Source organism: Acinetobacter sp. YH12063 (assembly GCF_013419715.1).
Classification (GTDB): Bacteria; Pseudomonadota; Gammaproteobacteria; order Pseudomonadales; family Moraxellaceae; genus Acinetobacter; species Acinetobacter amyesii.
On record NZ_VOZO01000008.1, the window covers coordinates 160,752 to 171,856 of the forward strand.

At 37.3% G+C, this 11,105-nt stretch carries 11 protein-coding genes and 1 pseudogene; 1 reads left to right on the forward strand and 11 read right to left on the reverse strand.

What is annotated here, in order from left to right; genetic code table 11:
* The first annotated feature begins 56 nt into the window (after positions 1 to 56).
* Complete coding sequence (gene thrH, locus FTU12_RS10875; RefSeq protein ID WP_078189978.1) at positions 57 to 674, forward strand: bifunctional phosphoserine phosphatase/homoserine phosphotransferase ThrH; 618 nt, start codon at positions 57 to 59, stop codon at positions 672 to 674.
* A 72-nt stretch (positions 675 to 746) separates the two neighbouring features.
* Here the strand turns inward: thrH and FTU12_RS10880 are convergent, their stop codons facing one another.
* The 11 genes and pseudogenes from FTU12_RS10880 to FTU12_RS10925 form a co-directional block, all read right to left on the reverse strand.
* Positions 747 to 1,928, reverse strand: a complete 1,182-nt coding sequence (locus FTU12_RS10880; protein ID WP_180110672.1) for an OmpP1/FadL family transporter — start codon at positions 1,926 to 1,928, stop codon at positions 747 to 749.
* 305 nt (positions 1,929 to 2,233) lie between these two features.
* Positions 2,234 to 3,493 carry an OmpP1/FadL family transporter gene (locus tag FTU12_RS10885; RefSeq protein WP_180026496.1) on the reverse strand — a complete coding sequence of 420 codons (1,260 nt, stop codon included), beginning with the start codon at positions 3,491 to 3,493 and terminating at the stop codon, positions 2,234 to 2,236.
* A gap of 703 nt (positions 3,494 to 4,196) precedes the next feature.
* Positions 4,197 to 4,610, reverse strand: a complete 414-nt coding sequence (locus FTU12_RS16520) for a hypothetical protein (RefSeq protein ID WP_257227311.1) — start codon at positions 4,608 to 4,610, stop codon at positions 4,197 to 4,199.
* A gap of 997 nt (positions 4,611 to 5,607) precedes the next feature.
* On the reverse strand, positions 5,608 to 7,725 hold the full coding sequence (locus FTU12_RS10890) for a DUF3987 domain-containing protein (protein ID WP_180114347.1): 2,118 nt from the start codon (positions 7,723 to 7,725) through the stop codon (positions 5,608 to 5,610).
* Complete coding sequence (locus FTU12_RS10895; RefSeq protein ID WP_180114293.1) at positions 7,722 to 8,183, reverse strand: hypothetical protein; 462 nt, start codon at positions 8,181 to 8,183, stop codon at positions 7,722 to 7,724. Before FTU12_RS10895 ends, FTU12_RS10890 begins: the two co-directional genes overlap by 4 nt.
* Complete coding sequence (locus FTU12_RS10900; protein ID WP_180114348.1) at positions 8,176 to 8,535, reverse strand: hypothetical protein; 360 nt, start codon at positions 8,533 to 8,535, stop codon at positions 8,176 to 8,178. Before FTU12_RS10900 ends, FTU12_RS10895 begins: the two co-directional genes overlap by 8 nt.
* Positions 8,532 to 8,744 (reverse strand): helix-turn-helix domain-containing protein, encoded by a 213-nt coding sequence (locus FTU12_RS10905; protein ID WP_180114349.1) that lies wholly within the window; start codon positions 8,742 to 8,744, stop codon positions 8,532 to 8,534. The genes FTU12_RS10900 and FTU12_RS10905 overlap by 4 nt, the downstream gene beginning before the upstream one ends.
* A 2-nt stretch (positions 8,745 to 8,746) precedes the next feature.
* A complete protein-coding gene (locus FTU12_RS10910) occupies positions 8,747 to 8,959 on the reverse strand; it encodes a transcriptional regulator (RefSeq protein ID WP_180114350.1) in 213 nt (70 codons plus the stop codon).
* Positions 8,960 to 9,029: 70 nt separating this feature from the next.
* The gene (locus FTU12_RS10915; protein WP_180114351.1) at positions 9,030 to 9,830 is read right to left on the reverse strand and encodes a hypothetical protein; all 801 of its coding nucleotides are present in this window, start codon (positions 9,828 to 9,830) and stop codon (positions 9,030 to 9,032) included.
* Between the two features lie 392 nt (positions 9,831 to 10,222).
* Positions 10,223 to 10,978 (reverse strand): annotated as a pseudogene (locus FTU12_RS10920) (tyrosine-type recombinase/integrase); the annotation flags it as partial.
* Between the two features lie 31 nt (positions 10,979 to 11,009).
* Positions 11,010 to 11,105, reverse strand: a 96-nt coding sequence (locus FTU12_RS10925; RefSeq protein WP_141192730.1) for a transposase domain-containing protein, incomplete at its 5' end; no start/stop codon positions are given.

Sequence of the window (11,105 nt, forward strand, 5' to 3'; positions counted from 1 at the left end):
TTATTCTTCCGCTATGATAATGAAAAATTTTTTTCACATAACAGAGGGTAGAGTGCATGGAAGTCGTTTGTTTAGATCTAGAAGGGGTTTTAGTACCTGAAATTTGGATTAATTTTGCGAAAAAAACAGGCATTAAAGAACTTGAAGCAACGACTCGTGACATTCCAGATTACGATGTGTTGATGACTCAGCGTTTAAATATCCTAAAACAACACGGTTTGGGTTTAAACGATATTCAAGACGTAATCGCAGATATGGGGCCATTTGAAGGTGCAAAAGAGTTTGTAGAGTGGGTGCGTACTCATTTTCAATTGATTATTCTTTCAGATACTTTCTATGAGTTTGCACATCCATTAATGCAGCAACTTGGTTGGCCAACGATTTTCTGCCACAAATTAGAAACTGATGAAAATGGTATGATCTCAGCTTATAAGCTTCGTCAACCTGATCAAAAGCGTAAAGCCGTTCAAGCATTGCATGGGTTAAACTTCCGGGTGATTGCAGCAGGTGATTCTTATAACGATACGACGATGCTTGGTGAAGCAGATGCGGGTTTCTTATTTGATGCGCCTGACAATGTGATTGCAGAATTTCCACAATTCCCACCAATTCATGGCTATGCTGCATTAAAAGAAGCGATTCGTAATGCTTCAGTTCGTGATATTCCAGCTTAATTCTGTATAGCTGGTTATAGAAAAGGGCGCTTATGCGCCCTTTCTTGTTTAATGCAAAGCTGTTCTAACAACTTAGAAGCGATAGCCTATTTTCAAACCATAGCCAAGCGCATGGTTATCTTCAAATTCACCTACTGGATTACCACCAGTTTGAGCAGTAGCATCACCTAACCAGAAGTATTTAACACCTGCTTGGATGAAATAGTTTTCAGCAGGACTATATTGACCACCTAGACCAACATTCCAATTCCCTTCAACAGGGCCTAAAGTCGTAATAGGGTTGCCAGCACCAGAGTCATAACCCACAGCTGCAGTACCCGCCCATTTATCATTGAACTTACGAGAAATACCTGTAGTGATTGAGTACTGATCGTCAGAATAATCAATTAAATTGTTGCCGCCTGAACGTTGGAATAATGCTTGCGGTGTTACTGCAAATTGATCCCAATGAACCCAGCGAAGGTTAGCAAAAGCTAAAGTGTTTGCAGCAATACCAGTTTGTAAATCTACGTTTACAGATTGCGGTGTAATTGCATCAACACGAGCGTCAGCTAAACCGATCGTAGTACCTGTAGGTAGAGTAACACCAGGAGCAACAGTCATAGGAGATGAAAGCGTATAAGTTTCTTCACCAGTTGCTTTGTGCTTAATTTCTGAACGATACGTTACAGAAGCTTTTAAAGCAATTTTTGGAATAGAGTAGGCGAAACCTGCTAACCAACCATATGCTTCTTCTTCAGCAATCTTGATGTTATAACCAGAAAGGCCTTGGTAAGCTAAACCACGGAGTTTGATATCTGCTTCAACAGTTTGCCATACTGGACCTGCATAGAAGTTCCAGTTCTCTGTTGGTTGGTAACCTATCAGTGCTGTTAGATTATTAGTTCGAACTTTAACATTAGTGCTTTCAGAGCCTTGGTTGAAAACGCCGGAATCAATACCATAAGTGGCATCAGCACCAAAAGGTTGATCATATAAAAGGCCTAAAGAAATTTTATCAGATGCTTGTACTTTGATTGCGGCAGATGGGAAGTAGTAGTCATCACCCATATCTGAAAGATCTTCACCACCAAGAGAATGTGTGGCTTTACCTTCAACTGTTGGATCTAAAACAGAAATACCTGCTTCTGCGTAGTTACCAGGTTGTAAGAATGCTGAAATAGACTGACCTGAACGATCTAGACCCGCTGCAAATAATGATGCTGTTGGTAAAGCGGTAAGTAAAATTGCGTAGCTAAGGTGATTTAAGCGCATACTTTTCCCTGTTTGTAACTTTTGATGTTATTTCAATGTGTGGAAAGTAACATAAATAGAAAAACAGTAAATAAGAGTTGCTACTCTAAAATTGAACTAGGGAAGTTAAAAAATGAGCATGACTAGAGTATTTATTCTAGTGATTGATAATTATCTTTATGATTTTTAAATGAAAAATTAGAGTAAAAAGCTTAGTTTTTGATAAATGTTTTAGTAAATTTAAATGTTTATTGTTTGATCAAACAAGATAGGGAAAGAATAAAAAGTTAGGGCCATAGCGAACTATGGCCCGAATCATATTTAAATTAGAAGCGGTAACCGATTTTTAAACCGTATGCCCAAGCATCGTTATCTTCAAATGATGCTACTGATTCATTTGTACCAAACATTGATGCAGGTTGTGCTTCAGCATCACCTAACATGAAGTATTTAACACCACCTGCGATAAAGTAGTTAGGCGCTGGGCTGAATTGTAAACCTAAGCCAACGTTCCAGTAGCCTTCAGTAGGACCAAGTGTTGATACAGGGTTACCTGCGCCTGAATCCCAGCCTACAGAGACGTTACCAGCCCATTGTTCACTAAATTTACGACCTACACCGACTGTAGCATTGATTTGATCATCAGTATAAGCAACAAGATCAAACCCACCCACTGGGCCACGACCAATGGCACCTAGTGTTTCAGATGCTGCACCAAAAGCAGTTGGACGAATTGCGAAATTTGACCAATCTACCCAACGGACATTCGCAAATGCGACAGTATCAGCCATGATACCAGTTTGAAAATCTAGGTTAACAGACTGAGGTGTAGTGATCTTGGTGTCAGCACGTGTTGAAAAAGCACCGCCAAGTAGAGCACTGTTTCCAGTTTCTGTGGTTGCAGCTTCGTGATCAATTTCAGAACGGTAAGTAATAGATGCTTTTAAAGCAATTTCTGGGATTTGGTAAGCTAATCCTGCTAACCAACCAACGGCGCTATCTTCTTTCATATTTGCATTATATAAACCGAGAGCTTGGTTTGCTCCATATGCAATACCACGTAGTTGAACATCGCCTTTTACTGTTTGATATACACCACCGCCATAAATGTTGAAATTTTCAGTCGGTTGAAAACCAAATATCATCGAAATATTTTGGGTGTGAACGTCGACTTCAGTTGTTTCGCCCATTAATTGGAATGCGCCAGGGTTACCTGCAACTGGTAGTGTTTGATCTGTTGCACTATATTTAGCTTCTGCACCAAAAGGTTGATCATATAGTAAACCAAAAGAAAAATTATCAGTTAGCTGTAATTTTAATGCTGCTTGTGGAAAATAGTAATCACCCGCCATGTCATCTAGTGATGTATTAGCAAGAGCTCCTAATGTTGGGTTGCTAGCAGGTGCAGTGCTGTTCATCTTCCCTGAAACATTCGGATCTAAAACCGAAATACCTGCTTCAAAATAGTTCCCTGGTTGTAAAAATGCAGAAATAGATTGTCCTGAACGATCTAGTGCTGCTGCAAAAGCACCTGTCATTGGAACTGAAGCAAGAATCATGGCTGTAGCTAAAGTTTTTAATTTCATTCTTCGTCATTCCTTGAGATACGAATTTGATTTTTATGGTTACTGCATATATTCGTTATGGAAAACTTCTTAATACTCTTAGGCTTAATTGTTACTCCATGTGACAAAAATAGCACAATTAAAATAAGAGTAAATGCTCTAGATTGAAAAATATGGCTAAAAGTTGCTATTTTTAGAGTAAAAGTACTAATTAGTATATATAACATTTTGATTATTATTTAATATTTTCATTTAGCGCATTATTTTCTAAACCTAGAAAAAAATTGAAAAAATTTTGATATGAGCAGTCATAAATTGATTTTTTGGCCTTATGGACCATACTATGTGTCGTTTTTTGCATTGAGAGGTAGGTGGTTAGCACATTTTAAAGCGCTATTTAACTGTTCTTAAAAATAGTCTTTGAACAGTAATCTTTGTAAAAACAATAACTAAGTTAAAAACTGTAATTGATGGGTTTTTAGTGTGAAAGGTTCTTTCTTTATATTTATTGGTATATGGGGGATTACAAATACAGGGAGGAGGGATATCTCAGAAATTGTGCGCTCTGCGAGCCTAGAATCTAATTTATAAATAATTGATAATAATGGTTATATTTAAATTTAATTATTCATTGGGTGCTCATACAGGTACTCATTTTGGGAAATGCTTATATTTTCATTAAACCTTAATAATGGTCCTATGATAAAAATTGAGCAGCTTATAGCTATTCTTTAATTTTCTGATTAGATAAAAATAACCAATAACATACTCCAGGAACCGAAGCCATTAGAACGGACCATGGGTCAGCGTACATTGTCCACCAATTTTTCTGAATTTCTCCTGTGTGACTCCATTCAAAAAGAATAAAAAATGGCATGGCAATAATTAAGGAAGTAATACAAATAATTGGTAAATTCAGAGCGTTGTAATGATTTAACAAGACTGAAAATAGGAAACTGAAGGGTACAGTTAAGACGCAATAAGCTAAGTAAATAAGAACATGTCCTACAAACACCACAAGTATTGAATATAGGCTGTATTCACGATTCATTATGATGAATAGTAGTGCTGTGAAAAAAAGCAATGGCAAAGGAGCGAGTAATAGGGCTTTTAGGATTTTTTCTTTTGAATATTTCATAGATCTAGCTCTCTTAGTTGTTTGATAAATATTTTCTCTATTATCATGATTGGGAATTTGGTTGTAGCGTAAAGGGAATATGGTATGAAAGATATCGAATTATTGCAGGCTTATTCTTTTGAAGGTTGAATGAGTGGAAAGGACATTTGTTTTATAAACTTCACTACGGACTTTTAATGAAAACCTCCTTCAGGAGGTTTTTTTAAAGGGGAAAGTACGGTTAACTGTAATATTTAGCCAATAGTTCATTTTTATACAATTCACTGACAAGAGCAGCTCCATGGGGTTGTTTTGCAGAACACATAAAAACAACCCTAATAATAAGATTTATTAAGTATAAATTATTGTTTTTATTATGTAATTATAGTTTTTAGTGTGGCGACAATACATTGCCGTATCAAAATCATTTTTATTTGATTGTTTTTGCCTATTTACAATTATTGTCTATCAAATAGCTATGGTTTAAAATTAAACATAAAGGTCAGTATCTGAACGTAAAGCCTGGGGCAATTGAAGCTCTTAGGTAGTAAGGAATTACTGGCTTTTTTATTTGATTTTTTTAACTTGGAATAATTTTCCAGGCCACAAGTTTTCATTATAAATGTGGAGGCTTCCTAATAAAGTTCCAATGTTTAGAACTTTTTTGATGCCATATTAAAAATAAATGATAAAATGTTGAGTATTTTCAATTCTCTATCTTTGCTAAAAAGCCCCTATGCCTATTGATAAGCATCGGGGCTTTTTAATTCCTTGATTATTTGCCTGTGTGGTATATCTATTTATGCATAAATTTCTATACGTGGTGGCTTAGTGGCTTAATAGTTCTATAACACTTACCCAGCAAGGGTTACTACTTAACCAACATACTGAAAAGCCAGTGGCATAATGGCTTAATCAGTATAATTTATTCACTCATTAAGCCACTATGCCAGTCTTTAAATAAGGCTTTGCTTAATTGAATCTCTTTAATGGTTAGGTTTTTACAGTGATTAAGCCATTAAGCCGCTTTTTTTGTTAAAAGTGGGTTGATTGAAATATAACGAACCTTTGATAATTCCTCTATTTTTAAGTGGTTACTATCAATAAGCTCATGTAAAACTGGTTCTAATCTTTGCTTACTACCTCTCATTGGGCGAGGGCAGTTATTCATAAAACTAGAATAGGCAAGTTTGTCTATTTTCTTGTTAGCACAGTATTTAGTGAACCACTTAATCAGACGTTCTGCATCACTTTCAGTTTTAACCTCAATATCTGCATACATAGCCCATTCATTCAGTGAATGCTTAACGACCTCACAAGCTCCAGTTAAGGTCTTGGCATCAATCCACTGTAAGCCCTCAAAATAAGCAAATACAGTAGCTAAACGCCTTGCTAATTGACTGGCACGACTGGCAAAAGCCTGTAGATATTCATAGCGTTTACCTTTGCCTTGTAGTTCCTCAAACATGTTGTAGAACGATGCATCTATTTCCCTTGCCTCATCATTCATAGGAATAACATAGCGCCCATTGTGAAGTTCTTGCCCTCCTTGTGGTCTAGGGCAGTCATCCAGTAAATATTCACAACGTGTCCAGTAAGCGATAAGCCTATGGTCATGATTGGCATTCTTAGATCGGTAAATAGCGTCCTGCAAGCGTGTGCCTGCCAAGTTTTCTGGAGTGGTTAAAATGAAGCGTGGTAAAAAGCCTTGTCCTCTTAACACTGGGTCTTTCAATGCATCTGATAAAACTTCATGTTGTCCCTGTAGGTTAAAGGTCAGTCGAACATCATAAGCACGACCACTACCGTTTAAATTGGATTTAGAGCGTGTGCGCTCCACAAAACCATCATCGAATAATTTGGCATAGCCTCCAATGGCCTGAGTACGTGTATCACCTTTCATGGTATAGCCGCCAAAGAATTGACCTGCCTCATCACTGGCAATGGATGCATTATTTAGTATGCCATCCACGTATAGCCCTGCAATGGATTCTAAGGTGATATCACTGTATAGCGTGCTTGGGTCATGTGGTGGGGGATTCTCTGCACCGTATGCCTCCTTATCCTTCTTATTTAATCCTGCCTGTCCGCTTTTCCATTGTTCAAGGTCACGGCGGTATAGCTCATATTGTTTTCGCTCATGCTGAATAATGGCTTTATCTGCCATATTACGACTCGTACTTTTTCGGCTTCCGCTTTGGCCCTCAGTAAGCAGATATAAACTACATGGCTCACCTTGAGAACTAAATGGGTGTGGTGCATTTACATGAGCTTGAGCAATATGTGACATAGCGCCAATAACGCATTGAGCTGTCATAGCAATAGGGGCTTGCACATGCTCAGCAATCGCTATTACTGCATCCCTGGCTAGTGGTGGTAATGCATGGATTGGATAAGTACTAGTTACGGACGTTTCAGACTGTGCCAATGGCAATAATTCGCCCCATTCAGTAGGCTTGTTTAATTGCTCTATTGCCTCATCAATAAATGCTGTAACTTCCTCTTTGCTCTCATGCTGTGACAATTCAATAAAAAACTCGTTTCCTTTAATCTGTTGATATTGATTCAGCAATCGAACCGCCGTACTTTTCTCAAGGTTTTGAAATACCTCAAGCTGGATATCTTCGGGGCGTACTGGCATATACAACCTGTCAAAACCTGACGTTTCCAACTGTTGAATAACAAATTGTATTTGCTCAAAACCAAATGGCTTGAGTTGTGCTTGCTTGGCATTGCAAAGGCTAGGCAATAGCACCAATACCACAGCGTAGCCAGTCTGAGCAACTTTAAAGAACGCCTCCAGGCCATAGGTAATAATGACTGGCTTGGTATGGTCAAAATCCCCATACTTTGCAAAGCCTTTGGACAATCCATCAGGTATGACTTGAGTCTGTTGTTTATCTTGTAGTACGGCGCATTGGATCTGCTCAAGCTGGCTGTTAACGATAGGCAGAATTAAAGGGTTATCGTACTCAATGCCTTCAATATCTACTCTGCATTGGTCCACATAGATAGGCTGTAATGGACTGCCAAAACGCTGAATGATTGGATGATTGATATAGGTATCATCCGATGGATTTAACGCCATACAATTTGCTAAGATGGTATCGGGTTTGATGGAGGTGGTGATATTCATAGTATCACCACCTTTTTATTTGTCTTTAAACCCTCTAAGCGTTCATTGTGTTTCTGTTGCCATTTTTTCCAAAATACGCAAGAAACATGTTCCATTGCTTTATCAATAAGCAAGGTCCCTAAAATAAAATTAAAACTAAGATTAGGGTACTTAAGTTCAGCTTCCTTCTTAAATTGACTGGCCTCCTCAAAAGAATAAAAAGGAATATTCCAGTTACCCAAGGGATAGGTAACATCACTATTCGCGACTCCAATAGCGATATATGAGCAATAACTTGTATTATTTGCCAGGCCACTAATCCATGCTTGTATTTGTTCGCCTGATGGGTTTTTAGAAGTGATTTGATTACACTCCCATACTTGTTTAAGTATTGAAGAAATACGCTTAACCAAGCCTTTTTTATATGCAAAGTCAGGGGATTGAATACGTTGGCGTGTAATTTGATGGATATTAGGCATGATTATGCGCTCCGTTTGAGTTTACAGAAGCTTTGCCAAATACTGCCAAGTAAGGGTGGCAAAGCTGAAAAGGGTTGGCAGACAGGCTCAAACGGATACCTGCACACATAAATGTGTCCCTCTCCAGCTTCACCATAAAATGCGAGCGCATAGAGATATTACGCACAAAAAAACCGCCTGGAGCGGAATGTACGCCGTTTGAGAATTGATAGTCTGCCAAGACTATTTCACCATGTGGGTGAACGGCCTTAGAATAAGCGGAATGGCTTATACTTGCAAGGGTTAAGCAAATCAGAATAAAACAAGAGCCAAAGAATATACCTTTTAAAAAGTTAAAGAATAAATCCTTCATACAGCCACCTTTTTTATAAGTTCATAACGTGCATGCGTACCTTTACTATTTAGGTTTTGGTGATGATGGGTCACTATTTTATGGCCTTGCTTGCGTAAGCATAGAATGACTGCACTTAAACGATAGCAATGAAATAAATTGATAGCCTCTACCTGCGAGATGGTTTTGCCTTGTTTAAGATGAGTTAATACTAGAATTTGATTATTCATGTTTAAGCCTCTAATACATCTGTAAGGCTTTGCATTTTCTTGTTGTGCCATTCAATCAATTGTGTGTAATCGAAATAGACAGGGGCCTGGCGTGAAGTTCCAGCTTTAAAAGGTTTTGGAAAAGTGGGGTCATTCAAAGTAAGTTCACGTAAAGCATTGCGCTTTATGCTTAATAAATCACATGCCTGATTGTAAGTAACTCGAATTGGTTGCATGTATACAGCTCCACATAGTTGAATATAGGAGCTAGTATGTTTTTGTTTTTAATGGTTTTGTGTATTCCTGCTAGCAAACTGACCTTTCTGCTAGCAAACTGACCTTTCTGCTAGCAAAAGGGTCATTTAATCGTATGGTAATTTCCTCGACTAATTTTTTTGTATCTAATTCAATTTCAGTATTAGGGTTCTTTAAGTAAAAATCTTTAATAAAAAACTTCACACATTCACTTTTTGATTTCCATTTTTTACCTGTTATTGGATTAGACGTTTGGTAAAGATTAAAAGCTTCATCAAAGATGGGATTCATTTTTGTTAAGTAGTTTTTGGCTTTTGCCTTACCTCCCGTAGATGCCATTTTAATTTGCTTCAATTCTATTGATTCAGAAATATTACTCATAGCATGACCTATAAGGAAATTAGCTCTATTTATAATTTTAATTATTGTTTTAAAAATTTCGTATTGTTCAACTTCACTCAATTTTTTTGATTCTCTATCTACTGTAATTTCAAGAAGAATCATTTCAATAGTTACAATACCAACAGCCAAGCTGGTAACCTGCTCCCAAGTTAAAGTTATTTTTGATAATTTATTTAGTTTTATGAATGCATTTTGAGCATCTTTGTATGTTGTATTTAATACTTCCTTTACACTTTCATCATCATCGGAAGCAACCATAGATTTCATTAATCCATACCCACCAATCCAATAAAAGAAATTTAATAATTCAGTATTTGGTAACCCCGTAAGAGTAGCCAAATGTAAAAGCCTTGACTTACTTTCATCTATTAATTCATCACAAATCATCACATAGGGATTGCTTCTATCTAGAACCAATTCCATTGATTTAAAATCTGTATATTTACTCATTTAGCTTCCCACACCACCCAAAGAACAAATTAGCTAAGTCAATCGAATTGGGTGTTCGACTTTCGGGAGCAAACCTAGACTTAGCAAATTAATTTTAAACGATAAGTAGATATATAAGTGCATATAAGGTTCATCGAAGTGTCATGCCTTGTCGCTGTAATGTTTTCATGATTAGTAGAAGCTCATTTGCTCCATATCTTGTGTAGAACAAAGAGAACATATCGCAAGATATTAAGAGGAGGTAAATATATCTATTAAGCCACTATGCCAGCCTGTAAATAAGACTTTGCTTAATTAAATCTCTTTAATAGCAAGGCTTTTACAGTGATTAAGCCATTAAGCCTTGCTTCTAAAAGAAATATTTAACATTCATATTGAGTGAATAAGTGATGTCAATTAACTTTTTTAAAATGGATAAGATTATCTTGCTCGAAGAGCTTTATTTCTTGTCCATAGTCATAGGCACTGATATAGCCGTTTCTGTTCTTATCAATATAGTCACTCCACCAAGTCATCATTTTTTTACGTTCATCTAAGAACTCAACATGATGGGTATAAGCAAGCCGTACTTGGTCACGCTCTTGGTGGCTCATCTGCTTTTCCACAGCTTCCTCAGTAAACAACATGCTTTCAACTAATGCGCCACAAGCCATTCCCCTAAAGCCATGTAAGCAAATATCTTCGTTTGTATCGTAGCCCATACGCCTTAAAGTATTGTTAATGGTGCTTTCACTGATAAATCCGTAAGGGTCGCCATGCTTAGGGAATACATTTTCATACATACCGCTATAAACATGTATTTCTTTTAGAATGGCTAAGGCTTGAGGGGAGAGTATAATTAAATGTTCAGTTTTCATTTTTGCTCCTCGATGAGCAAACTTATTCCCCTTGGAAGCTTGGCGTTCAGCAGGAATAATCCATATCCCTTTTTTAAAATCGAACTCCGACCAACGTGCAAAACGTATCTCACTTGATCGAGTAAAAGTATGTAGGGCAAATGCTAAACAAAGTTTAGTAATTGGATAGCCTTTGTCAGCTTCGATTTTTTGTAAAAACTCAGGTAATCGGCTTAGGTGTAATTTAGGGTGATGTTTGGTCTTTCGTGTAACGGTAATGGCATCTTTTAGGCTGGATGCTGGATTTAATTCGTAAGCGTCCGCTGAACCCCATGCCTATTTTTTAATTTGAGTTGGATTTCCAGCGATGTGGCAGTAATTCTTCAATCTGAGTCACTTTATGTGTCGGCAACCTTTTCAGCACATCACTTAAATAGGC